Origin of the sequence: Promicromonospora sp. NPDC019610 (genome assembly GCF_044389365.1) — a bacterium.
In the GTDB taxonomy this organism is placed as follows: Bacteria; Actinomycetota; Actinomycetes; order Actinomycetales; family Cellulomonadaceae; genus Promicromonospora.
The window spans coordinates 1,083,286-1,105,827 of the sequence record NZ_JBIRXX010000002.1 but is presented as its reverse complement, the minus strand read 5'-3'; the positions used below and the strand labels follow the sequence as shown (position 1 = coordinate 1,105,827).

Sequence of the window (22,542 nt, the reverse complement as noted above, 5' to 3'; positions counted from 1 at the left end):
TCGAGCAGCGGTCGCCGCAGCGGTGCCGATCGCGCGCAGGCCGGTGCCGCCGTCGGTCCCCGGGCAAAGTGCGGTTCTACCCCGCCATTGGGCCCGGAATCACCCTGAATACGGGCCCAATGACGGGGTAGAAGCGCACTTCCAGTCGGCGGCCGTCCGGTCCCGTGGCAGCCGGTGGCGCCCGCCACCGCGCGACGCCGCCGAACGGTCGGCGACCACGCCGCCGAATGTTCGGCGAGCATCCGGCCGAACGGTCGGCGAGCACCCCGCCGAACGTCCGGCGAGCGCCCCTACAACCAGTCGTGCTCCCGCGCGTAGCGCGCCGCCTCGTGCCGGGTCCGGGTCTGGGTCTTCTGCATCGCGTTCGAGAGGTAGTTGCGCACCGTGCCCTCCGCGAGGTGGAGCTGGGCCGCGATCTCGGCGACCGAGTAGCCCTTGCTCGTCACCCGCAGCACGTCGACCTCCCGCTCCGTCAGCGGGCAGTCGTCGATCACGGCCAGCGCGGAGACGTCGGGGTCGATCCAGCGCTTGCCCTCGTGCAGCGCCGCGATGACCTGCGTGATGTGCGCCGGCTCCGCGGACTTGCTGACGAAGCCCTGGACGCCGAGCCGCAGCGCCTTGCGCAGCACCCCCGGCCGCGCGTGGCGGGTGAGCATGAGGATCACCTGGTCCGGTCGCGCGGCACGGATCTGCGCGACGGCGCCGAGCCCGTCCACCCCCGGCATCTCCAGGTCGATCACGAGCACGTCGGGCCGGTGCAGCAGCGTGGCCTCGACGGCGGTGGCGCCGTCCTCGGCCTCGGCCAGCACCTCGATGTCGCCCTCCAGGGGGAGCAGCGCGGCCAGGGCCTTGCGCAGCAGGGCCTCGTCGTCGGCCAGTACCACCGTGGTCATCGGCTGCTCTCCAGTGCTCTCGTCGTCGCGGAGCCTGCCGGCCCCGATGAACCGGCGGGGCCCGCGGGCGCAGCGGCGGCCTCGGGGTTCGCAGGGTCCACGGAGACTGCGCCGTCCCCCGGGAACGCCGCCGCCGTCCGGAACCGTCCGGCGCCCTGCTCCACCGTCAGCTCGCCGCCCTCGTCGGCCACGCGCTGCCGCAGGGCGGACAGCCCGCTGAGCGCGGGCAGCGCACCGTCCCGGGCGCCGTCGTTGACGATGTCGATGCCGGAGCCGGACAGCGTGATCCGCACCAGCGAGGCCTGCGCGTGCCGCAGGATGTTGGTGGTCGTCTCGCGCAGCACCTGGCCGAGGAGCTCGGCGGTCCGCGGGTCGGCCTCGGCCAGCCGGTCGACGCGTACGTCGATGCCCGCGGCCTCGAACAGGTTCTTGGCGTTCTCCAGCTCGGCCGACAGGTTGAGCCGCCGCTGCCCGTGCGCGAGGTTCTTGGTCTGCGCGATCGTGTCGGCGACCAGCGCGTGGATCTCGCGCAGCTCCTCCTGCGCCCGGTCGGCGTCGCCGTGCACCAGCTTCTGGGCCAGCACGGTCTTCAGCTTCACCACGTGCAGGGTGTGGCCCTGGATGTCGTGCAGGTCGCTCGCGAACCGGATCCGCTCCTGGGCCACGGCCAGCTCGGCCTCGCGGTCGCGCGTCTCCTTCATGAGGTCGAGGTACCGCTGGCTGCCGTACAACAGCGGCGTGGCCACGACGAACACGCCCGTCGGCACCAGCACGTAGGTGATCAGGTCGCCGACGACGTCGCCCGGCGACACCAGCACCCGGCTCGCGCCCACGGCCGCGATGAAGCCGAGCAGCCCGAGCCCCGCGGCGATCCGGTGCCGCGGGAGCTGGGGCACCACGAGGGAGCCCACGACGCCGAGGCCGTAGAACGCCGTGCTGCTGTCGGCCACGAGTGCCCCGAACACCCACACCGCCGCCGTGACGGCCAGGCAGGGCAGGGCGACCCGTGCGAGGTCGTCCGCCGTCCAGCGCTCCATGGCGACGACGGCGGCCAGCACGCCCACGACGAGCACGGCCGTGCCCCACCACGACGTGTGGTCGATCAGCACGAGCACCACGCCCGTGAGGATGACCGGCGGGACCTGGAGCAGGAGGTTGAGGCGGCGCAGCCTTCCCTGGGACACCTCGTGGTGCTCGGACAACGCGGTCCGCCGGGGCCTCACCACTCGACCCGCCCGGCACCGGCCGCGCGCGTACCGGCCGGGCGCGTACCGGCCGGGCGCGCACCGGTCAGGCGCGCACCGGTCAGGCGCGCGCGGACATGCGGCACACACACGGGCTCGAGGTCCATCGGGCACTCCGGTTCGGGTGGGGCACGGAGAATTGTCCCCTCAGTATTCGTCCTCGCCCCCGGCCCCACCAGTGACGCTGCGTCACGGCCAGGCCCGATGAATGTCACGCGGGGTCGGTGACATCCTCCCACTGTCGAGAGGGTGAAAGTTCGGTTGTGATCGAGTCATGCACAGACCACGAGCCGCACTCACGACCGTGTCCGCACTAGCCGCCGTCGCCCTGGCGGGCGCCATCGGGGTCCCCGTCGCCCTGGCGACGTCGGAGGACCCGACGGGCGCACCGTCCGCGACGACGTCGAGCGAGCCGTCCGACAGCACGTCCGGCAGCCGGTCCGGCAGCACGTCCGGGAAGGCCGCCGTCGCCACCGCCGACCGCCCCGTGACGCACGCGGAGAACGACCGCGTCCCCGAGGGGGCCGCCTGGACGCAGCACTACTTCCCGTCCTCGGACGGTTCCGACGTCGAGCTGCACGCCGACGTCCTGCTCCCGGAGGGGCTGGGGCAGGGCGAGCGGGTGCCGGTGATCCTGTCGGCCGGCTCGTACTTCGGGCACTCGGGCGAGATCTCCGAGGAGGGCCACGAGCACACCGGCCCGTCCGACCGGTTCGGCGACCTCGTCGAGGGCCTCGACCTGTTCGACCGCGGCTACGCCCTGGTCCTGGTGGACACGCGCGGCTACGGCGGCTCGACCGGCTGCCTCGACTTCGCGGGCCCCGGCGAGCAGGCCGACGTCGCCGCCGCGATCGACTGGGCGGCCGACCAGTCGTGGTCCACCGGCGCGGTGGGCATGTACGGCAAGTCGTACGACGCCGTCACCGGCCTGATCGGCAACAACCTGGACCAGGACGCGCTCAAGGCGGTCGTCGCCCAGGAGCCCATCTGGGACATGTACGACCGCATCCGCTCCCACGGTGTGCCGCGGCAGGAGGGGATCATCGCCCCGAGCACGTACAACACGATCGCCCAGCTCCCGCAGCTGCCGGACGACGACGAGCGCTACGTGGAGAACGCGCGGTACGAGCTGGCGCACCCGGAGTGCGCCGCGGCCAACACGGTGAACAACCTGAAGGCCGACCCGGGCACGAGCTACTGGCAGGACCGCGACCTGGCGAAGCATGCCAAGGGGAGCGACACCCCGCTGTTCGTCACCCAGGGCTTCCTGGAGTGGAACACCCGGCCCGAGGGCATGGCCGAGTACCTCGCGAACCACGACGGCCCCCAGCGCGGCTGGCTCGGCCCGTGGGACCACGTGCGGGGCAACGACCGCACCGAGGACGGCACCCTCAAGATGGGGCGCGACGGCTGGTTCGACGAGATCGGCGCGTTCTACGACGAGCACCTCAAGGGCACGCAGCCGACGACGGAGTACCCGGCGTTCTCGATCCAGGACAACACCGGCGCCTGGCGCGCCGAGGACACGTGGCCGACCGCCGACCGGACCGCGCGGATCGCGCTCGGCGGCGGCTCCTACGTGGACGACGGTGGCCCCGACGAGGAGCAGGACGGCGCCCGGTCGAGCTTCCTGACGTCGTCCGCGCCCGTCGCGACGGACACCCGCGTCGTCGGCACGCCGAGGGTGGCGCTGGACGTGCGGGGCACCGGCAACGTGCTGGTCGAGCTGCACGACGTCGCCCCGGACGGGACGGCCGTGCCGTTCGTCGAGCAGGCCGCCGTCATCGACTCGGGCCGGGTGACCCTCGACCTGGAGTCGACGGACTGGACCCTGGCCGCCGGCCACCGGCTGGCCGTGGAGATCGGCTCGATCCAGTCCGGCTCGTGGGTGGACACGCCGTCGGGCCAGACCATCCGCGTGCGGGACGCCCGCCTGGAGCTCGCCGTGGACGACCCGGCCGGCGACGCGCCCACGGAGGGCGGGCGCGCCGTCTGGCTGGACTCCTACCTCGCGGCCTTCACCGCGGAGCTGGCACCGGGCGAGCCGTCCTTCACCCTGCCCACCTTCTGACGCCGGTCAGTTGTCCCGGCGGCGCGTGTCCGTGCGGCGCGGCCGCCGGGTCAGCAGGGCGTCGTGGCCGCGCGGCCGACCCACCGGGTGGACGACGTCGAGCGCGCGCCGGAGCGCGGCCTGCGTGACGCCGGTCTTCTCGTTGTCGGCGCGCAGCGCCTCCATCACCTGGTCGGCGGCGAGGCGCAGTGTGACGTCGGCCTTCCGTGCGGCCTGGGCGAGCATCTCGTTCGCCTCGGCCTCGTCGACGCCGCGCACCGCGACGATGATGCCCTTGACCTGCTCGATCGCCGCCTGGCTGACGAAGGCGCGGTTCACCGCGCCCTCCGCCTCGCGGTCCAGCGCCTCCTTCTGCACGGGCGTGACGTCCACGACGTAACCGACCAGCTCCGGGGCGTGGCTGTGCTCGCCCTGGCTGCCCTGGCCCGTCACGACGACCGACCGGGTGCGACCGTTGCGGTCCACGATGCGGTGCGCGCACGCGAACGGGCGTCCGACGCGCAGTGCCTGGCTCGCGGCCCGGACCACGCGGTCGCGGTCATCGGGGTGCTTGCGGGAGCGGAGCGCGTCGAGACCCGGCTCGATCTCGTCACGCTTCCAGCCGTGCATCGTGTAGACCTCGTCGGACCACCACCAGGTCCCGGTGGCGAGCTCGACGCGGTAGGTGCCGACCAGAAGATTGGTGCCGAGACCCATGGTGCGCATGAGGTCCGCCGGCGAAAAACCTGCGGAGAGCGCGGAGGGGCCGTTCTCGGCCTGGTTCGCTGACGTCGTCAGCGGCTCTTCGATCAAGGACACAAGGACCTCCCAGATCCGTCCGGATCGGGAGCCGCTTCATGACTCCAAGCAATTCATCCTATCGCGGTTCGGGCGATTCGGACAGTCCGGGCCACAAAGGCGCTGGTGAAGACGGGTTTTTGGCGATCATTTGAAGAGTTTTTACTGACTGATTTCCTGTGCATTCCAGACATCGTCGGCCGACGGGGCGGAGCTGCGCCGGGTTACCGCGTCGGGTTACTTGCGCCGGGCCCGGGTTGCGAGTGGCTTTCACCCTCCTAGGTTGGAGAGAGGTCATGAAGTGGCCGCACGGTGGAGCACGGCACACCGTTGCCCTGCTCCCCGACCCCGCCCGCACTGTCGGGCGAGGACGACGACAGGAGTCCGATCATGAGCCAGACGGCACATCCGTACAGCACGGGGACAGGCCCGCAGCAGGACAGCTGGTCGTCCGGAGCCGGAACCGGAGACGACTCCGGTGCGACCTCAGGCGTCAAGGAACGTGTCGCCGACGCGGCGGCCCAGGTCGGTGACGCCGGCCGGGAGACCGCGCACGAGGCCAAGGAGCGGGCGCACGACGTCGCCCACGAGGCCGCCGAACGCACCCGTGGGCTGATCGGCCGCACGCGGATCGAGCTCGGCGAGCAGGTGGCGACCCAGCAGCAGCACCTGGCGAGCGGCCTGCGGTCGCTCGGCGACGAGCTCGGCCAGATGGCGGGCGGCACCCAGGACCCGGGTTACGCGAGCGACCTCGTCCAGCGCGCGGGCGACGCCACGGGGCGCGTCGCGGACTGGTTCGAGGAGCGAGAGCCGGGCGCCGTCCTGCGCGAGGTCGAGGACTTCGCGCGCCGCCGGCCGGGACTGTTCATCGCGATGGCGGCAGGAGCCGGGCTGCTCGTGGGCCGACTCATCCGGGGCATGCGGGACGCGTCGGACGCCCCGGACGCACAGGACGCACGGGACGACGGGACGGGACGTCCGGCCACGACTGCGTCACCGGTCGCACCGCCGCCGGTCGCACCGCCGGCCGCCGTGCCGTCCGCCGCGCCGCCGGCCCCGGAGGGCTGGGCCCCGCCGACCGCCGGGGGTGAGACCTATGTCGACCGCACCTGACCCGTTCGCCGCGTCCAGCGTGGCGCCGGACCCGACGGACGGCCGTGGCGGGCCGGCCGAGCACCAGAGCGTGGGCCAGCTCGTCGGAGAGGTCAGCCGTGACCTGTCGACGCTGATCCGGCAGGAGGTCGCGCTCGCCAAGGCCGAGGTGGCGCAGTCGGCCAGGCGCGCCGGGAAGGGCGCCGGCATGTTCGGCGGCGCCGGGGTGGCGGGCCACATGGTCCTCCTGTTCCTCTCGCTCGCGCTGTGGTGGGCGCTCGGCTCGCTGATCGGCGGTGGCTGGTCGGCACTGGTCGTCGCGGCCGTCTGGGCCGTGGTCGCCGCCGTGCTCGCCGCCCGCGGGCGCGCCGAGCTGCGGGCCGTGGAGGGCCTGCCGAGGACGACCGAGTCGGTCAAGAAGATCCCTGACGCACTTCGTGGACACGAGGAGACGAGCTCATGAGCACCAACGATCCCGAGGAGATCCGCGCGGACATCGAACGGACGCGCGGCGAGCTGAGCCACGACGTCGACGCGCTCGGCGACAAGGTCAACCCGGCCCACGTGGCCCGCCGTCAGGCCGACCGCGTGCGGTCGGGCGTGTCCCACGTCAAGGACCGCGTGATGGGCTCGGCGCACGACGCTGCGGGCTCCGCCCAGGGCGGTGCGCACGACCTGGCCGACCGCGGCCGGGACGCCGCGGCGTCGGTGGCGGAGTCGGTGGGCTCCGTGCCGCGCACGGTCCGCGCGCGGGCAGAGGGCAACCCGCTGGGCGTGGGCCTGGTGGCCTTCGGGCTGGGCCTCGTGGCGGCGTCGCTCATCCCGTCCAGCCGCGCCGAGCGACGCGCGGCGACCGCCGTGGAGGTGAAGGCCGCGCCGCTCGTCGAGGACGTGCGGTCCTCGGCCCGGGAGGTCGCGGACGACCTGCGCCAGCCGGTGCAGGAGAGCGCGGAGGCGGTGCGGGACGCCGCGAAGGACGCCGCGCGGTCCGTCGGCGAGCACAGCCGGGAAGCCGCCGCCGAGGTCCGCTCGCGGGTGGCCGGGGACGACTGACCCCGCTGCGGGCCCCGCTGCGGGCCCTGCTGCGGGCCCTGCTGCTGCGGCTCGGCCCGCGGGGTGGGCCGCAGCAGCAGGGCCCGCGGAACAGCAGGCAGGACAAGAGCTGGTCGGAAAGAGGGGACTGGCATGACCCACATCGACGACACGTCCGCACGCACGGACGCCCCGGCACCCGACGACCGGCGCAAGCCGGACGCCCCGCCGGACCTCCACCGCCGCACGTGGACCTACGTCGCGCGCAACACGGTGCGTCAGTTCACACGGGACGAGTGCCTGGACCTCGCCGCGGCGCTGACGTACTACGCGGTGCTCGCCGCGGCCCCGGCCCTGCTCGCGCTCGTCTCCGTCCTGGGACTGGTGGGCGACGGGGAGCAGGCCGTGGAGCGGGTGATCGACACGGTCGGCGGCGTGGTGCCGCCGGACGTGCTCGCGGTCGTCGAGCCGCTCGTCCAGAACGCCGCCGGGGGCGGGGGCCGGGCCGGGCTGGCGCTCGTCCTCGGTGTCGTGCTCGCCCTGTGGTCCGCCTCCGGGTACATCGGCGCCTTCGGGCGGGCGATGAACCGGATCTACGAGGTGGACGAGGGGCGGCCCGTGTGGAAGCTGCGCCCGGTGATGCTGCTGGTCACCCTCGTCGCGGTGGCGATCGCAGCGCTGATCGTGGCGGCGCTCGTGCTGAGCGGTCCCGTCGCGCGGGCGGTCGGCGACGCCGTGGGACTGGGCTCGACGTCCGTCACGGTGTGGAACATCGCCAAGTGGCCGGTCGTGCTGGCGCTGGTGATCGTCCTGGTCGCGATCCTGTACCGGGTCACGCCGAACGTCCGCCAGCCCCGCATGCGGTGGATCAGCGTCGGGGCGTTCGTCGCGATCCTCTCGTGGGTGCTCGCGTCGGCCGCGTTCGGCTTCTACGTCGCGACCTTCTCGAGCTACGACGCGACCTACGGCTCGCTGGCCGGGATCATCGTGTTCCTGCTGTGGCTGTGGATCACCAACCTCGCGCTGCTGTTCGGCGCCGAGCTCGACGCCGAGCTGGAGCGCGGGCGCGAGCTCCAGGGCGGCATCGCCGCCGAGGAGAGCCTGCAGCTGCCGCCCAAGGACGCCCGCGCGAGCGAGAAGCGCGAGGCCAGGCGCCGGCAGGAGATCGAGCGCGGCCGTGAGCTGCGTCGGGCGGCGGCGGCCCGCGAGGCGGCGGGCGAGGCGGCGGGCGGTGACGGCGTCGAGCGGAGCAGGAGCGGCGGCGACCGGAGCAGGAGCGGCGACCAGGAGGAGCAAGCATGACGACGACGTCCGACGAAGCACCCGTGACCGTGACCGCCTGCCCGGACGGGCCGCTGCTGGTGCGCGGGCCGGCCACCATTCTGGACGACGACGGCGAGCCCGTCGCCCGCCGGCGCCCCACCGTGGCCCTGTGCCGCTGCGGCGGCACCGCCATCGCACCCTGGTGCGACGGGACGCACAAGGTCAACGGCTACAGGTCGGGCGAGTAGGCCCGGAACGCCCGCGCGCGGGCCCAGGCGTGGAACCGGTCGAACAGCTCGACCTGCCGCCCGGCCTGGTCGAGCAGGGCATCGAGCTGTTCGCCGTCCAGCCCGACGTCCGCGGCGTGCTCCCGCAGCGTCTGCCAGCCACCGATCTTGCCCACCACCGCCGCGCGCATGAGCTCCGACTCCAGCACGGGCGTCATGGGCGACCGGTGCGTCACGCGACCGTTGAGCTTGAACCGGCCCGCCTTCTCACCCACCCACGCCGCCACCTGCCGGTGCCGGCGACGCGGTACGCCGAGGGCGTCCAGCAGGTCGCGGTACAGCTCGCGCTCGCCGCGGAGCTGCTCGGTCGCCTCGGCGAGCTCCGCGTAGAACGGGGTGTCCGCGTAGTCGCGGGTCATCCGCTCCATGCGCTCCAGGCCGACCGTGGCGCCGCTGAAGTGGTCCGAGAGGTAGAGGCCGAACAGATACTGGTCCATCGAGTCGGGCACCCGCAGCGGCGCGCTGCGGCGCAGGGGCACCACGGACCTGCCCGCGGGCCTGGGGCTGGCGGGGCGCAGCGGGGCAGAGCCCGTCCCCTGGCCCACGGACATGCCCGCCAGGAGGTCCTCGGTCGCCTCGACCGCCGTCCGGCGCGGCGCCCACCCCAGCTCGGTCTTCGCCTTCGCGGTGTCGAGCACGGGCGCGGACATCGCCATGTCGAGCCACCCCGGGTCGGCTCGGACCAGGTGGCCGCCGTACGCACCGGCCAGCGCCCCGCGGACGGCGGCCGGCGGCACCTCGACCAGCCGGCCGTGGTCCACGACCCGCGCGAGGTCCGGGCCGCGCAGCACGTCGTCGGCCGCGACGTTGAAGGCGCCGCGGGCCCGCTCCACGACCACGCGCCGGTAGGCGTCGGCGACGTCGTCCGCGTGCACCGCCTGCAGACGCAGCCCGGCGGGCAGGGGCAGCGCCGGCAGCCGGCCGTGCCCGAGCAGCCGCGCCGGCACGAGCGGGCCGAGGAAGTACCGCACGACCGACTGGGCGGCGTCCGCCTGGAAGATCAGCGCGGGCCGCAGCCGGGCCACCGCGACGTCGGGCTGCGCGGCCTCGAAGTCGTCGAGCACCCGTTCCTGGGCGGCCTTGTCGACGCTGTAGTGCGACGTCGGGATGCCGCGCACCGGCCAGTCCTCCGGCCGCGGCGCGTCGTCGTCCACGGGGGAGTACGCGCCCACGGACGAGGCGACCACGAGCTGCGGTACCCCGGCCCGGGCCACGGCCTCGGCCACCCGGCGGGTGCCCTCCACGTTGGTGCGCCGCAGCAGCTCGCGCTCGCGGTTGGGCTGGATGAGCCAGGCCAGGTGGACGACGGCGTCCGCCCCGGCGAACCGGTCGGCGAGCCGCGCGACCACGGCCTCGTCCATGTCCTCCGCCGCGATGTCGACCGCCGCCCACTCGGCGTGCGCGTACGGCGCGGCACCGCGGTCCGGCAGCCGCCGGGCGATGCCCAGCACCGACGTGACCCGCGACTCCCCGTGCAGGGCGCGCAGCAGCGCCGTCCCGACATTTCCCGTGGCTCCGACGACGACGACCCGCATGTGCCAACGGTGACACCCGGGCGGGGTGCTCGCATCCGGCACGAGCCGCCCACGCGCACCACCTCGCCTGGCACTACGCCGGGCAGTACGGTGCACCGGATGAACCGCTTCCAGGGCACGCCATGACGCGCGGACCCCGGCGCGTCGCACGGGCGCTGGCCGGGCTCGGCACCCGGGCCGTCGACTACGCCTGGGCCGCCGACCGGCAGCTGCGCCACCTGGTGGGCGACCTGGTGCGGCGCGCGGCCCTGCCCACCGGACCCGGCGGCGCCGCGCCCGTCGTGCTCCTGCCCGGCATCTACGAGACCTGGGAGTTCCTCGGTCCCGTGGCCACCGCGCTCGCCCGCGCCGGCCACCCCGTGCACGCCGTGCCCGGCCTGCGGCACAACGCCCGGCCCGTCCCCGAGTCCGCCGACGTCGTCGTCGGGCACCTCGAGCGCGCCGACCTGTCCGGCGTCGTGCTCGTCGCGCACAGCAAGGGCGGCCTCATCGGCAAGCACGTCATGCTCTCGCCCGCGAGCGACCGCGTGCTCGGCATGGTCGCGATCGCCACGCCCTTCTCCGGGTCCCGGTGGGCGCGCTACATGCTCTCCCGCGCCCTGCGGTCCTTCGACCCTCGCGACCCGGTGCTGCTGGCGCTCGCGGGCGAGCTGCTGGTCAACGAGCGCATCACCGCCGTGTACCCGCGGTTCGACCCGCACATCCCCGAGACCGGCCGGCTGCCCGGCGCGCGGAACGTCGAGCTGCCGCTGGCGGGGCACTTCAAGCCGCTCGGGCAGCGCCTGCTGGTGGAGACCGTCGTGCGCGAGGTCGACCGGGTGGAGGCGGAGCGCGCCGTCCCGTGAGGGGCGCCGCGTCCCGCGTACGGCCGGGGTGGTCCGCCGGCGGGGCGGTTTTCCACGACGGGCCCCGGGCGTGGTCCACTGGGATGTGCTCACCGTCCGCCACACGTCGCCGCGGCGGCTCGACGTCGGCCTGACGCTCGGACCGCTCGCGCACGGACCGGGCGACCCCACGTTCCACCGGGCCGCCGACGGGTCCGTCTGGCGCACCTCGCTGCTCCGGAGCGGGCCGGTGACGCAGCGGTTCGTCCCGGCCGGCCCGCGGGAGGTGGTGGTGCACCTGTGGGGCGACGGCGCCCGCGAGGCCGCCGAGGCGCTGCCGGTGCTGCTCGGCGAGGACGACGACACGACGGGCTTCGCGCCGCCGCCGCAGGTGCGGGACGCCCACCGCCGGGCCGCCGGCCTGCGGATGCTGCGCACCGGGCGAGTGCTGGAGTCCTTGGTGCCCGCCGTCCTCGAGCAGCGCGTGCAGACCGTGACGGCGCACCGGGCCTGGCGCTGGCTGCTGATGCGGTACGGAAGCCCGGCGCCGGGGCCGGGGCCCGACGGGCTGGGCGGCGGGCAGGGCGGTGGCCTGGGCGGCGGGCAGGGGGGTGGGCGGCACGGCGGGCCGTACGGCGGGCCGCGCGGTGGGTTGCGGGTGGTGCCGGACGCGCAGGCCTGGGCGCGGGTCCCGGTGTGGGACTGGCACCGGGCCGGCGTCGACCCCGGACGCGCGCGGACCGTGGCGCGGTGCGCCCTGGTCGCCCCGCGGCTGGAGGAGGCGGCCACGATGGCGCCGGCGGAGGCCCGGGCGCGGCTGGAGAAGGTGCAGGGCGTGGGGGTGTGGACGTCGGCGGAGGTGGCGCAGCGCGCGTTCGGCGACGCCGACGCCGTCTCGGTCGGCGACTTCCACCTCCCGGCCGCCGTCGGCTGGGCGCTGGCCGGTGAGCGCACCGACGAGGCCGGGATGCTGCGGCTGCTGGCGCCCTACGCGCCGCACCGGCACCGGGTGGTCCGCCTGCTGTCGCTCACCGGGCACCCGCGCGCGCCGCGGCGCGGGCCCAAGACGCCGATCGTCGACTACCGGGCGTTCTAGGGTCGGGCGGCCGAGGGCACTCGGGTCTGGCGGCCCGGGGGCTGATGGGTCTATCGGCCGAGGGGACTCGGGTCTTGCGGCCCGGGGGCCTCAGGCCGCGCAACGGCCCGAGGACACCGGGGTGTCCAGGGCGGTGGCCTGGGCCGCGACGGGCCGCAGCTCGGCGTCCGTCATGGCGAACCCGACCTCGACGTCGGCCTCGGCGCGCGCGAAGATGACGCCCGCGACGCGCCCGTCGGTGGTCAGCAGCGGCCCGCCCGAGTTGCCGGGGCGCACCTCGGCGGCCACCGAGTAGACCTCGCGGGGGCTCGCGCCCTCGTTGTAGACGTCCGGGACGGGGGCGGTGCTGATGCTCAGCACGCCCGCGCCGCGGGACGTGAACGGGCCGCCCCAGGGGTAGCCCTGGACGGCGGCGCGGTCGCCGACCGAGAGGGTCCGCGCGATCTTCAGCGGCTCGGCGTCCAGGTCCTCGACGGCGACGACGGCGAGGTCGTCCACCGGGTCGTAGTACACGACGCGCCCCTCGCGGGCCGGACGGTCGGGCAGCTCGACCACCGGCCGGTCCACGCCCGCCACGACGTGCGCGTTGGTGACCAGGCGGTCGGGGGCCACGACGAACCCCGACCCGGTCGAGCTCTTGCCGCACGCGTACGCGATGCCGGAGATCCGGGCCACCGACCGGGCGGCGGCCTCGAGCTGCGGGTCGTCGAGGTCGACGACGGGCGTGACCGGGTCCTGCCGGGGGACCATCAGGATGTTCAGCCGCGGCAGCCCGTCGTCGAGCACCATCGCACGCATCTGGGCCAGGGGACGGCCCACCGCGGCGGGCGTCAGGTCGTCGATGGTGCGCAGGACCGCCGACGAGGACACGGCGGACGAGACGCCCGGCGTGCCGGTGGCCGAGACCGCATTGCCCACGAACGACAGCGCGAGGGCGACCACGATCACGTTCGCCGCCCCGCCCAGCAGCCGCTCCAGCGGGCGCAGCGCCGTGCGGTCCACGCCGCGGCGCAGGTCGCGGCCCAGGCCGGCGCCGAGGGAGGCCCCGAACACCGGCAGCAGCACCGCGAGGGCGATGGACACCGGCCCGCGCCACTGCGACGACGGCAGGACGTCGTTGACGGCGGGGACCGCCCAGAAGGCCGCCAACCCGCCCAGGATCAGGCCGACGAGGCCACCGAGCGTGGCCAGCAGGCCGCGGCTCAGCCCGGCGCCGAGGGCGATGAGCAGCACCACGAGGAGCACGAGGTCGACGAGCGTCACGGGTAGACGGTAAGCGCTGCGCCCCCGCGCAGGGCGCCGCCACGCACCTCCGTCACCCGATCCTCAGATGTGCGGGCCGAACATTCACAGCGTGCGCCCGCCGTCTGCCGCGTCTGCCGCCCGCTGCCGCCCGCTGCCGCCCGCTGCCGCCCGCTGCCGGGGCGAACGGCAGCAGGATGGGGAAAACCCGTAACTGTGCGACCACTCGTTGTGCGCGCCGGACGGCCGAAGGTACGGTCCCTCAGCACTACCTCCGGCCCGGATCCCGGGCCACGAGCGTGAACGTCACTGCGATGACCGCCGGGCAGTCCCGCCCGGCGGGATGGCTCACGTCGAGGGAGCACCCCGATGCGTCGTGCACTCAGATCCAGCACCCCCAGCAGATCCAGCACCCCCAGCAGATCCAGCACCCCCAGCAGGTCCGGCGGGTCCGGCAGGTCCAGCACTCCCGGCGGGTCCGGCAGGTCCGGCATTCCCGGAGGCTCCGCGCCCCGCACCCTCGTCACGGCGGTCGCCGCCGTGACGCTCGTCCTGTCCGCCTCGCTCGTCGCCTCGGCAGCGCCGCCGCAGGTGCCCGACGCCGGGGCGGCACACGCAGCAACAGCTCAGGCCGCCGCCGCCCTGACCTGGTCCGACGAGTTCAACGGCGCCGCCGGCAGCGCCCCCAACGCCGCGAACTGGAACCACGAGACCGGTGCGGGCGGCTGGGGCAACAACGAGCTGCAGAACTACGTCAACTCCCGCCAGAACTCCGCCCTGGACGGCAACGGAAACCTCGTCATCACGGCCCGGCAGGAGGGCAGCGGCTACACCTCCGCCCGGCTGACGACCAAGGGCAAGGTGCAGCCGCAGTACGGCCGCCTGGAGGCGCGCATCAAGATCCCGCGCGGCCAGGGCATCTGGCCGGCGTTCTGGATGCTCGGCGGCCAGTTCCCCGGTACGCCGTGGCCCAGCTCGGGCGAGATCGACATCATGGAGAACATCGGCCGCGAGCCCCACCTGGTGCACGGCACGCTGCACGGCCCGGGCTACTCGGGCGGCAACCCCATCACGGGGCAGTACCAGCACCCGCAGGGCTGGTCGTTCGCCGACGACTTCCACACCTTCGCGATCGACTGGAGCCCGAACTCGATCACCTGGCTCGTGGACGGCAACGCGTACCAGACGTTCACGCCCGCCAACACCGGCGGCAACCCGTGGGTGTTCAACCAGCCGTTCTTCTTCATCCTGAACGTCGCCGTCGGCGGCAACTGGCCCGGCTATCCCGACGGGACCACGCAGTTCCCGCAGCAGATGGTCGTCGACTACGTGCGGGTCTACGACTCCCAGGGCGGCGGGGGCGGCCGCACCGGCACGATTCGGGCGAGCAACGGCATCTGCCTCGACGTCGCCGGGGCCGCCACGGCCAACGGCACACCGATCCAGCTCGCCAACTGCAACGGCAACGCCGCCCAGCAGTGGACCGTCGGCACGGACGGCACGGTCCGCGCGCTCGGCAAGTGCCTCGACGTCGCCGGGGGCGCGACGGCGGCCGGCACCGCCGTCCAGCTCTGGGACTGCAACGGCACCGGTGCCCAGCAGTGGGCCTCGACCAGCGGCACCCTCGCGCTGCGCAACCCGCAGTCCGGCCGCTGCCTGCAGCCGGTCGGCCGCGTGCAGACCGACGGCACCCGCACCCAGATCGCCGACTGCGACGGAAGCACGGTCCAACGCTGGACGTTGCCCTGACCCGGCCCCGGCTGCCTGACAGCCGCACCGACCCGGCCAACCCGTCGACTGACCGACCCGGTCGACCCGGCCGACTGACCGGCCCGGCCGACCCACAGGCCTGGCCGACCCGGTCGACTCGTCGACTGACCGGCCGGCCGACTGACCGACCCACGAGGTGCGCTTCTACCCCGTCATCTGGCCGGGATTACGTGTGATTCCGGGCCTAACGACGGGGTAGAAGCGCACCTTGGTCGGGTGCGGTGCGGGCTCGGCGTCCGCCACGGCACGGCGTCCGCCACGGCGTCTGCCACGGCGTCCGCCACGGCGTCTGCCACGGCGTCCGCCGAGCTGCCCGACCGGCCCACGCCCAAGGTGCGCTTCTACCCCGTCATTGGGCCCGGAATATGTGTGATTCCGGGCCCAACGACGGGGTAGAAGCGCACGCTGGGCGCGCCCGGCGGCTCGACAGCTCGGCGGGCCCGACCGTAGGCGGGCACGAGGGCCGGACGGGCCGACGGGCCGACGGGCTGGTGGCTTGGCGGAACGGCGCGTCCGGCGGACCGACTTCCCGACAGTGGATCGGCGCCTGACGACCGACCGGGGCGCGACGACGGACTGGCCGTCGGGTAGTCGGACTGCCGGTCAGATAGTCGGACGGCGGTCGGGCAGTCCGGCAGTCGAACTGTCAGGCCCAGAGATGGGTCGCTGCGACGACCACCAGGCCGCCCAGGCCGATCGCCACGACGACGGCGCCCGCCACCGCGAGCAGGCCCGCGCCTGGTGAGTCGTGCCCGGGGCCCCGCGCCGGGATCGGCACCCGTCGGCTGTGCCGACGTCGGGAAGCGATGAGCAGGTACCCGGCCAGCATCAGCCCGACCAGGCCCGGCAGCAGCCAGACCACGCTGTCGAACAACGCGGGCAGCAGCCGGGCCCCGACCAGCGAGACCGCGGCGACCGACAGTGCCGTCCGGCGCCATGCCAGCTCCGTGCGCTCCGGCTGCAGCCCGGGGACGGGCGCCTGCCCCGCGCCCGGGGGAGACCCCGCACCCGGGGGAGACCCCGCACCCGCGGGCGATTCCGCACCCGGGGGAGACCCCGCACCCGGGGGAGACCCCGCACCCGCGGGCGATTCCGCACCTGGCGGCGACCCCGCACCCGCGGACGACCCAGGACCCGGGGGAGACCCAGCGTCCGACGGCGACCCAGCGCCCGTCATCGCAGCAGCACGCCCAGGAGCACCAGCACGCCGACCACCGCGACGACGACCGCGAGCACCACGCCCACGATCGACGACGGCAGCGGCGACCCGCTGCGCAGCGCCCGCTCGACGTGCATCCAGCCGGCCCAGGCGATCAGCGGCAGCGCCGTCCCCGCGACGATGAGCACGAGCGATGCCGCGAGCCGCAGGCCGGGGTGCAGGTCGAGCCCGAGCGTCTCCAGGGCCACGCCGCCGGCCACCAACGCGAGGGCGGTCCGGATCCAGGCGAGGAAGGTCCGCTCGTTGGCGAGGGTGAATCGGGCGTCGGGCTCCGAGCCGACGCCGAACACCGACGCCGGGAACCGCTGCTCGTCCGGCCGGCTCATCGGGCACTCCTTGTGTCGCGAGGTCTGCCCCAGAGCCTGCCACGTCTCGCCCGCACCAGCGGGATCACCACGGCGGGGGCCACGGCCGACGACGCCGGCGGGCCTCGACACCAGTAGGCCTCGACGCCGGCGGGCCTCGACGCCGGTAGGCCTCGGCGCCGGTAGGCCTCGACACCAGTAGGCCTCGACGCCGGCAGACATAAAGGCTGTCGACCACAGCAGTTGCTGCCAGCCGGGGGGCGAATCTGGCAGCAACTGCTGTGGTCAACGCCGTGGGGGTGCGTCGGGCGGCCGCGGTGCGGGGTGGGCGCGCCGCTGGCGAAACCACCCGAAACGGAGGTGGTGGCTGCTACCTCCCCGCCGTCACACTGTCCGGATGACCGACTCGACCGCAGCCGGACCGGTCCCCGCCGGTGGGGCCGGGCTCGGGCCCCGGATCGGCGTGGGGCGCGAGGCGGAGGTGTACGCGTGGGGCGGCGACGCCGTCGTGAAGCTCTACCGTTCCGGGTTCGACGGGCACCACGCCGAGGCGGCGGCCCTGGCCAGCCTGGCCGGGCACGACGTCGCGCCGGGCCTCGTCGACGTCCTGACCTGGGACGGCCGACCGGGCCTCGTGCTGGAACGGGTCGCCGGCGCGGACATGCTGGAGGTGCTCCGGCGCAGGCCGTGGCGGGTGCGGGCGCTCGCCCGGGCTCTCGCTGAGACCCATCTCGCCGTGCACGCGGTGCCCGCGCCCGCGGACCTGCCCGACGTCCGACAGGTACTGGCCGCCCGCATCGAGGGCGCGACCCTGTCCCGGGAGCTGCGCGGGTTCGCGCTGCGCCTGCTCGACGGGCTGCCGTCGGGGGACCGCCTGTGCCACGGCGACTACCACCCCGGCAACGTCATGGTGTCGGGCGACCGGGTCAGCGTCATCGACTGGCCCAACGCGGCCCGCGGCGTGCCCGAGGCGGACCACACCAGGGCGATCCTGCTGCTGCAGTGGGCCGACGCGGCGCCCTCCGCCCCGCGCGGCGTCGCCGGGCTGGCGAACCGCGGGCTCGTCGCCGTCGGCCGGTCGGTGCTCACCCGCGGGTACGCGCTGGCCTACGCCGACGGCTCGCCGGAGCCCCTGCGCGACCTGGAGGCGTGGCTCGTCGTGCACGTCGCGGCGCGGCTGTCCGAGGGGGTCGTCGCCGAGCGCGCCCGGCTCGTCGACTGGCTCGTGCGTGCGTTGCACACCTTCGAGGCCTGAGTCTTCTTCGCTTTGGGCCGGCTCAAAGCGAAGAAACTCGGGCCTCGAAGGGGATTGGCCGACGTCGGGCCCGGCCCTTCCCCACGCCGGGTTCACCAGGCCGGACGCCCCCGGCCCGGCGTAGCGTTGGCCTCGGAGGTGCGGTCATGAGCGACTCACGGACGGGCGCCGCGGGCGGCGGCGCGATCTACGGGCTCGGCGTCATCGGCGCGTGGTTCTACTTCTGGCAGCAGGCCGACGGGTTCTGGGAGTTCGTCTGGGCCATCGTCCAGGGCCTCTTCTGGCCGGCCTTCATGGTGTACGAGGCGTTCTCGGCCCTGGGCGGATAGCGCCGCGGGTCGGGCGGTTCGCGACGGCGACGCCGGCACCGGCCCGTTCACCGGCCGCCCGCTCCGCCGCGGGCACCACGTGCCCCGTGCCGAACCCGCGCGCCAGCGCCCCGCGCAGCCGCTCCGTCCCGCGCAGCCGCCCCCGGCCGTCGGTGCGGCCCGGCGCCGCCGGGACGGGGACGACGGTCAGCCGCGCCCGCTCGGCGTCGTTCACCGGCTGGTGGATCTCGGCGTACCCACCGTTCGGCATCCGCACCACCCGGCCCGTCTCGTGCCCGTGCAGCGCGATCTCGAGGTCCTTGCGCTGGAGCCCGATGCAGACCCGGCGCGTGATCTCGAACGCCAGCGCCGGACCGACGAACAGCAGCACCTGCAGCGTGGTGATCACCGACTCGAAGGTCACGTCGAACTCGGTCGAGACGATGTCGGCGCTCGCGGCGCCCCACAGGATGCCGTAGAACAGCGCGCCCGCCACGCCGATGCCGGTGCGGACCGGGAAGTGGCGGGGCCGGTCCAGCACGTGGTGCTGCTCGCGGTCCTGGGTGACCCACGCCTCGACGTACGGGTAGACGACCAGCAGCCCGAACCAGACCGCGACCACGGCGAGCGGGACCAGCGTGGCGAACGTCCACGTCCAGCCGAACCACTCGGTCTCCCAGCCCATCGGGACCAGGCGCAGCGCCCCGTCGAGGAACCCCATGTACCAGTCGGGCTGGCTCCCGGCGCCGACCTCGCCCACCGACGCCGGACCGTAGCTCCAGACGGGGCTGATCGTGGCGGTCGCGCCGAGCAGCACCAGGACCGACCCGGTGATGCCCATCATGCCGAGGGCACGGAAGGCGGCGTCGGGCCACAGGCGCAGCCCGAGCGACGCGACCGGCTCCGGCCGGAACTGCCTGGCCTGCCCGTCCCGCAGGGTGAGCGCCGCCCGCGCGACGAGGACGACGACGAGCAGCCCTGGCGCGATCGCCACGTGCAGCGGGTACAGGTTCTCGATGATCTGGCCCGGGAACGGCCCGCCGAACATCAGCCCGGCGATCCAGGTGCCGAGGAACGGGATGCTCAGCACCACGCCCTCCACGATCCGCAGGCCGGTGCCCGAGAGCATGTCGTCGGGCAGGGCGTACCCGCTCCAGCCGGCGAGCAGCACCAGCACGAAGGCCGCCACCAGCAGCACCCAGCTCAGCCGCCGCGGCCGGCGGAACCCGCCGGTGAAGAACGTGACGAGCAGCTGCATGATGACCGAGGCGGGCATGACGAGCGCTGCCCAGTGGTGCGTCTGGCGCAGCAGGAGGCCGCCCGTCTGCTCGAACGAGATGCGCATGGTCGACGCGAACGCCTCGGTCACCGTCGCCCCCTGCAACGGACCGTAGGGCCCGGTGTAGGTGACCAGCTCGTTCGACGGCGTGTAGGTGAACGCCAGCAGGATGCCGGTGATCGTCAGGACGACGAGGCACGTGAAGGTCACGACGCCGAACAGGTTCGACCAGTGCAGCTGCACGCGCCGCTCGCCGAGCGCGGCGGCCCGGGCGCGCAGGCCCGCGGCCCGACGGCGGAGGTCAGCCCGCATCGCGCACCACGCTCAGCTCGGGGCGGCCGGCGTGGGCGGCCGGCGTCTCGGGTGCGGCGGCGGCCGGTGCCGTGACCGCCGGCGTGGCCGGCGTCGTCCGCTCGCCCGAACCCGCGAACGGGTCGCCGCCCGCGAGGAACGCCGCGCGGGGCGCCTGCACGGTCGAGAGCGGGATGATGTCGCGGCCGAACAGCACCGCCGAGACCCACACGAGCAGCACGCGCACCTTGCGCTCCCAGGTCGGGACCGCCAGGACGTGGTAGCCGCGGTGCATGATCCAGGCCGGGAAGCCCTTGATGACCAGGCCCTTGTACTGGAAGATCCCGCGCCCGATGCCGAGGGTCGCGACCACGCCGAGGCTGTGGTGCAGGTACGGCCTGGGCTTTCGGTCGCGCAGGACGGCGACCAGGTTCTTCGCCAGCAGCTTGCCCTGCCGGACGGCGTGCTGGGCGTTCGGCACGGTCCGCGCGCCGGGGACGGGCGAGGCCAGGTCGGGCACGGCGGCGTTGTCGCCGGCGGCCCAGGCGTCGGCGACGGGCTCGTCGTCGGTGCCGACGCGGAGGTCGGCGCGGACGCGGACCAGGCCGCGCTCGTCGACCGGCAGGTCGGTGTTCCGCGCGACGACGGGGTTGCTGCCGTTGCCGGCAGCCCAGATCAGCAGGCCGTTGCCGTACGACTCGCCCGTCGAGAGCATGATCCGGCCGTCGGCCGCCGAGACGACCTGCGTGCCGAGGTGGATGCGACCGCCGCGCTCCTGCAGGTGCCGCACGACCCAGCGACCCGGCTCGTCCGTGACCTCGGGCAGGATGCGCTTGTTCGCGTCGACGAGGTGGAAGGCCAGGTCGTCGCGGCCGAGCTCCGGGTAGGAGCGCAGCAGCGCGGTGGCCAGCGAGAGCAGCTCGCCGAAGACCTCGACGCCGGTGAACCCGCCGCCCACGACCGTGACCGTCAGCAGACGGCGCCGCTCGATCCCCGGCGGGAGCAGGGCGGCGCGGTCGAACGCGGTCAGCAGCGCGTCGCGGATCGCGACGGCCTCCTCCACGTGCTTGAGGCCGATCGCCTCCTGCTCGATGCCGGGGACGGGGAACGTCCGGGTCACGGCCCCGGCGGTGACGACGATCGTGTCGTACGCGATCTCCCGCAGGGTGCCGTCGTTGGTGCGGACGGTCGCGGTGCGGTGCGCGTGGTCGATCGAGGTGGTGTGTCCGGCGATGATCGTGGTGCGGTGCAGGTGGCGCCGCAGCGACACCATGACGTGCCGCGCCTCGATGGAGCCGGCCGTGACCTCGGGCAGGAACGGCTGGTAGGTCATGTAGCCGTGCGGGTCGACGAGCGTCACCTCGGCCTCGCCCCGGCGGAGCTTCTTCTCCAGGCCCCACGCTGTGTAGAAGCCCGCGTAGCCGCCGCCGACGATCAGAATCTTCTCCATGACACCCTCCTGGTGGTCTTACCAGTTCGACAACACAGCGGGCCCGGACGTGACGTGGTGCTGGTCACAGGCCCGTAGCCACGGACAGCTCGAACCTGGATCCCGTCCGGCGCCGCGCGCACGCTGATCGGGACCGGTCGGCCGACCGGTGGAGAACCCGTCGTGAGGAAGACCCGTCGTGAGCAAGAACCCAGTGACCAGCAGTCCTGTGAGGCACCGGCCCCGGAGGTACACCGACGTCGTCGTGCCCGACCTCACCGGCCGGCGCGCTCTCGTGACCGGCGCGAGCGACGGCATCGGGCTCGGGATCGCCGAGCGGCTCGCGCGGGCCGGGGCCGAGCTCGTGCTGCCCGTGCGCAACCCGGCCAAGGGCGAGGCCGCCGTCGGGCGCCTCCGTGCGGCGGTGCCGGACGCCGTCGTCGGCACGCGCCGGCTCGACCTCGCGTCGCTGGAGTCCGTGGCCGCGCTGGCCGACGACCTCCTGGCCGAGGGCCGGCCGATCGACCTGCTGGTCGCGAACGCCGGGGTGATGACGCCGCCCAGCCGGCACACGACCGCCGACGGGTTCGAGCTCCAGCTCGGGACCAACCACCTGGGGCACATGGCGCTCGTCGGGCGGTTGCTGCCGCTGCTGCGCGCCGGCGACGGTCGTCCGGCCGGCGCGCGCGTGACCACGATGTCGAGCGCCGCGGCGCGGTTCGGCAAGATCGACTGGGCCGACCTCAACAGCGAGCGCGACTACTCGCCGGTGCGCGCCTACAACTTCTCCAAGCTCGCCCAGCTCATGTTCGCCCTGGAGCTGGACCGGCGCAGCCGGGCGCGCGGCTGGGGCATCGTGAGCAACGCGGCCCATCCCGGCACCACCTACACCGGCCTCTACGCGGCCGGCCCGGGCCTGGGCTCGGGCTCGGGCTCGGGCTCGGGATCCGGCTCCGGCTCGGTCTCGGGCTCCGGCTCGGGCTCCGGCTCAGGCTCCGGCAGTGGCTCGGGCACTGCTTCGGGAACCGGCGAGCCCCCGCGGATGGACACGATCATGCGGCGGCTGCTCGCCCTCGGGGTGTTCGTGCAGCCGGTCGAGATGGGTGTGCTGCCCGCCCTGCAGGCCGTCACGGACGTCACGGCCGGCGGCGGGACGTTCTACGGGCCCGACGGCGTTGGCCACTTCACGGGCAGCTCGGCACCGCAGCGCGTCTACGCCGCCGCGACCGACGAGGCGGCCGCGAGCCGGCTCTGGGACGTCTCGGAGGGCCTGACGGGCGTCCGGTTCCCGGTGGCGGCTTCTTGACCGGCGCGGGTTCCTGAGCAACAG

At 74.4% G+C, this 22,542-nt stretch carries 21 protein-coding genes; 12 read left to right on the top strand and 9 right to left on the bottom strand.

The genetic code is table 11. The annotated features are described in order from the left end of the window. Nucleotides 1-290 precede the first annotated feature (290 nt). Both ACH45N_RS16605 and ACH45N_RS16600 read right to left on the bottom strand, forming a co-directional pair. A complete protein-coding gene (locus tag ACH45N_RS16605; protein WP_397395763.1) occupies nt 291-893 on the bottom strand; it encodes a response regulator in 603 nt (200 codons plus the stop codon). Beyond that, a complete protein-coding gene (locus tag ACH45N_RS16600; protein ID WP_397395761.1) occupies nt 890-2,077 on the bottom strand; it encodes a sensor histidine kinase in 1,188 nt (395 codons plus the stop codon). Before ACH45N_RS16600 ends, ACH45N_RS16605 begins: the two co-directional genes overlap by 4 nt. Before the next feature lie 364 nt (nt 2,078-2,441). On the opposite strand from ACH45N_RS16600, the gene ACH45N_RS16595 reads away from it, so the two are divergent. Beyond that, entirely contained in the window at nt 2,442-4,208 is a 1,767-nt protein-coding gene (locus ACH45N_RS16595; RefSeq protein ID WP_397395759.1) for a CocE/NonD family hydrolase, read from the top strand. A 6-nt stretch (nt 4,209-4,214) separates the two neighbouring features. On the opposite strand, the gene ACH45N_RS16590 is transcribed toward ACH45N_RS16595, so the two are convergent. Further along, a complete protein-coding gene (locus ACH45N_RS16590) occupies nt 4,215-5,006 on the bottom strand; it encodes a PAS and ANTAR domain-containing protein (protein ID WP_397395757.1) in 792 nt (263 codons plus the stop codon). Nucleotides 5,007-5,375: 369 nt separating this feature from the next. Between ACH45N_RS16590 and ACH45N_RS16585 the strand changes: the two genes are divergently transcribed. From ACH45N_RS16585 to ACH45N_RS16565, 5 genes are all read left to right on the top strand, one after another. Then, entirely contained in the window at nt 5,376-6,098 is a 723-nt protein-coding gene (locus ACH45N_RS16585) for a hypothetical protein (RefSeq protein ID WP_397395755.1), read from the top strand. Next, a complete protein-coding gene (locus ACH45N_RS16580; protein ID WP_397395753.1) occupies nt 6,082-6,540 on the top strand; it encodes a phage holin family protein in 459 nt (152 codons plus the stop codon). Before ACH45N_RS16585 ends, ACH45N_RS16580 begins: the two co-directional genes overlap by 17 nt. Beyond that, nucleotides 6,537-7,130: a DUF3618 domain-containing protein gene (locus tag ACH45N_RS16575; RefSeq protein WP_397395751.1), complete on the top strand. Its 594-nt coding sequence runs from the start codon at nt 6,537-6,539 to the stop codon at nt 7,128-7,130. Before ACH45N_RS16580 ends, ACH45N_RS16575 begins: the two co-directional genes overlap by 4 nt. A gap of 132 nt (nt 7,131-7,262) precedes the next feature. After that, nucleotides 7,263-8,411 (top strand): YihY/virulence factor BrkB family protein, encoded by a 1,149-nt coding sequence (locus tag ACH45N_RS16570; RefSeq protein WP_397395749.1) that lies wholly within the window; start codon nt 7,263-7,265, stop codon nt 8,409-8,411. Next, the gene (locus ACH45N_RS16565) at nt 8,408-8,620 is read left to right on the top strand and encodes a CDGSH iron-sulfur domain-containing protein (RefSeq protein WP_397395747.1); all 213 of its coding nucleotides are present in this window, start codon (nt 8,408-8,410) and stop codon (nt 8,618-8,620) included. The genes ACH45N_RS16570 and ACH45N_RS16565 overlap by 4 nt, the downstream gene beginning before the upstream one ends. Here ACH45N_RS16565 and ACH45N_RS16560 read toward each other — a convergent pair. Then, on the bottom strand, nt 8,602-10,194 hold the full coding sequence (locus ACH45N_RS16560; RefSeq protein WP_397395745.1) for an NAD-dependent epimerase/dehydratase family protein: 1,593 nt from the start codon (nt 10,192-10,194) through the stop codon (nt 8,602-8,604). The genes ACH45N_RS16565 and ACH45N_RS16560 overlap by 19 nt on opposite strands. A gap of 122 nt (nt 10,195-10,316) precedes the next feature. Here ACH45N_RS16560 and ACH45N_RS16555 point away from each other — a divergent pair, with 122 nt between their 5' ends. Together ACH45N_RS16555 and ACH45N_RS16550 are read left to right on the top strand one after the other, a co-directional pair. Continuing rightward, entirely contained in the window at nt 10,317-11,039 is a 723-nt protein-coding gene (locus tag ACH45N_RS16555) for an esterase/lipase family protein (protein WP_397395743.1), read from the top strand. Nucleotides 11,040-11,109: 70 nt separating this feature from the next. Then, a complete protein-coding gene (locus tag ACH45N_RS16550; protein WP_397395741.1) occupies nt 11,110-12,114 on the top strand; it encodes a DNA-3-methyladenine glycosylase family protein in 1,005 nt (334 codons plus the stop codon). A 90-nt stretch (nt 12,115-12,204) separates the two neighbouring features. Here the strand turns inward: ACH45N_RS16550 and ACH45N_RS16545 are convergent, their stop codons facing one another. Then, nucleotides 12,205-13,377 (bottom strand): MarP family serine protease, encoded by a 1,173-nt coding sequence (locus ACH45N_RS16545; RefSeq protein WP_397395739.1) that lies wholly within the window; start codon nt 13,375-13,377, stop codon nt 12,205-12,207. Between the two features lie 348 nt (nt 13,378-13,725). Here ACH45N_RS16545 and ACH45N_RS16540 point away from each other — a divergent pair, with 348 nt between their 5' ends. Then, the gene (locus ACH45N_RS16540) at nt 13,726-15,105 is read left to right on the top strand and encodes a family 16 glycosylhydrolase (protein WP_397395737.1); all 1,380 of its coding nucleotides are present in this window, start codon (nt 13,726-13,728) and stop codon (nt 15,103-15,105) included. A 667-nt stretch (nt 15,106-15,772) separates the two neighbouring features. Here ACH45N_RS16540 and ACH45N_RS16535 read toward each other — a convergent pair. After that, on the bottom strand, nt 15,773-16,303 hold the full coding sequence (locus tag ACH45N_RS16535; protein WP_397395735.1) for a DUF202 domain-containing protein: 531 nt from the start codon (nt 16,301-16,303) through the stop codon (nt 15,773-15,775). Then, nucleotides 16,300-16,671 (bottom strand): YidH family protein, encoded by a 372-nt coding sequence (locus ACH45N_RS16530; RefSeq protein ID WP_397395733.1) that lies wholly within the window; start codon nt 16,669-16,671, stop codon nt 16,300-16,302. Before ACH45N_RS16530 ends, ACH45N_RS16535 begins: the two co-directional genes overlap by 4 nt. Nucleotides 16,672-17,047: 376 nt before the next feature. On the opposite strand from ACH45N_RS16530, the gene ACH45N_RS16525 reads away from it, so the two are divergent. After that, the gene (locus tag ACH45N_RS16525; RefSeq protein WP_397395731.1) at nt 17,048-17,905 is read left to right on the top strand and encodes a phosphotransferase; all 858 of its coding nucleotides are present in this window, start codon (nt 17,048-17,050) and stop codon (nt 17,903-17,905) included. A 146-nt stretch (nt 17,906-18,051) separates the two neighbouring features. Then, complete coding sequence (locus tag ACH45N_RS16520) at nt 18,052-18,234, top strand: hypothetical protein (protein ID WP_377227971.1); 183 nt, start codon at nt 18,052-18,054, stop codon at nt 18,232-18,234. Here the strand turns inward: ACH45N_RS16520 and ACH45N_RS16515 are convergent. Continuing rightward, nucleotides 18,197-19,804, bottom strand: coding sequence for a cytochrome bc complex cytochrome b subunit (locus ACH45N_RS16515; RefSeq protein ID WP_397395728.1), 1,608 nt, complete (start codon nt 19,802-19,804; stop codon nt 18,197-18,199). The genes ACH45N_RS16520 and ACH45N_RS16515 overlap by 38 nt on opposite strands. After that, nucleotides 19,794-21,233, bottom strand: coding sequence for an NAD(P)/FAD-dependent oxidoreductase (locus tag ACH45N_RS16510; protein WP_397395726.1), 1,440 nt, complete (start codon nt 21,231-21,233; stop codon nt 19,794-19,796). Before ACH45N_RS16510 ends, ACH45N_RS16515 begins: the two co-directional genes overlap by 11 nt. Nucleotides 21,234-21,477: 244 nt before the next feature. Between ACH45N_RS16510 and ACH45N_RS16505 the strand changes: the two genes are divergently transcribed. Then, complete coding sequence (locus ACH45N_RS16505) at nt 21,478-22,518, top strand: SDR family oxidoreductase (RefSeq protein ID WP_397397489.1); 1,041 nt, start codon at nt 21,478-21,480, stop codon at nt 22,516-22,518. The last annotated feature ends 24 nt before the right edge of the window (nt 22,519-22,542 follow it).

What these genes read in the sequence shown, in the direction of transcription:
- ACH45N_RS16605 (WP_397395763.1), bottom strand. Translation starts at nt 893, where the DNA reads ATGACCACGGTGGTACTGGCCGACGACGAGGCCCTGCTGCGCAAGGCC.
- ACH45N_RS16585 (WP_397395755.1), top strand. Translation starts at nt 5,376, where the DNA reads ATGAGCCAGACGGCACATCCGTACAGCACGGGGACAGGCCCGCAGCAG.
- ACH45N_RS16580 (WP_397395753.1), top strand. Translation starts at nt 6,082, where the DNA reads ATGTCGACCGCACCTGACCCGTTCGCCGCGTCCAGCGTGGCGCCGGAC.
- ACH45N_RS16575 (WP_397395751.1), top strand. Translation starts at nt 6,537, where the DNA reads ATGAGCACCAACGATCCCGAGGAGATCCGCGCGGACATCGAACGGACG.
- ACH45N_RS16570 (WP_397395749.1), top strand. Translation starts at nt 7,263, where the DNA reads ATGACCCACATCGACGACACGTCCGCACGCACGGACGCCCCGGCACCC.
- ACH45N_RS16565 (WP_397395747.1), top strand. Translation starts at nt 8,408, where the DNA reads ATGACGACGACGTCCGACGAAGCACCCGTGACCGTGACCGCCTGCCCG.
- ACH45N_RS16560 (WP_397395745.1), bottom strand. Translation starts at nt 10,194, where the DNA reads ATGCGGGTCGTCGTCGTCGGAGCCACGGGAAATGTCGGGACGGCGCTG.
- ACH45N_RS16555 (WP_397395743.1), top strand. Translation starts at nt 10,317, where the DNA reads ATGACGCGCGGACCCCGGCGCGTCGCACGGGCGCTGGCCGGGCTCGGC.
- ACH45N_RS16540 (WP_397395737.1), top strand. Translation starts at nt 13,726, where the DNA reads ATGCGTCGTGCACTCAGATCCAGCACCCCCAGCAGATCCAGCACCCCC.
- ACH45N_RS16535 (WP_397395735.1), bottom strand. Translation starts at nt 16,303, where the DNA reads ATGACGGGCGCTGGGTCGCCGTCGGACGCTGGGTCTCCCCCGGGTCCT.
- ACH45N_RS16530 (WP_397395733.1), bottom strand. Translation starts at nt 16,671, where the DNA reads ATGAGCCGGCCGGACGAGCAGCGGTTCCCGGCGTCGGTGTTCGGCGTC.
- ACH45N_RS16525 (WP_397395731.1), top strand. Translation starts at nt 17,048, where the DNA reads ATGACCGACTCGACCGCAGCCGGACCGGTCCCCGCCGGTGGGGCCGGG.
- ACH45N_RS16520 (WP_377227971.1), top strand. Translation starts at nt 18,052, where the DNA reads ATGAGCGACTCACGGACGGGCGCCGCGGGCGGCGGCGCGATCTACGGG.
- ACH45N_RS16515 (WP_397395728.1), bottom strand. Translation starts at nt 19,804, where the DNA reads ATGCGGGCTGACCTCCGCCGTCGGGCCGCGGGCCTGCGCGCCCGGGCC.
- ACH45N_RS16510 (WP_397395726.1), bottom strand. Translation starts at nt 21,233, where the DNA reads ATGGAGAAGATTCTGATCGTCGGCGGCGGCTACGCGGGCTTCTACACA.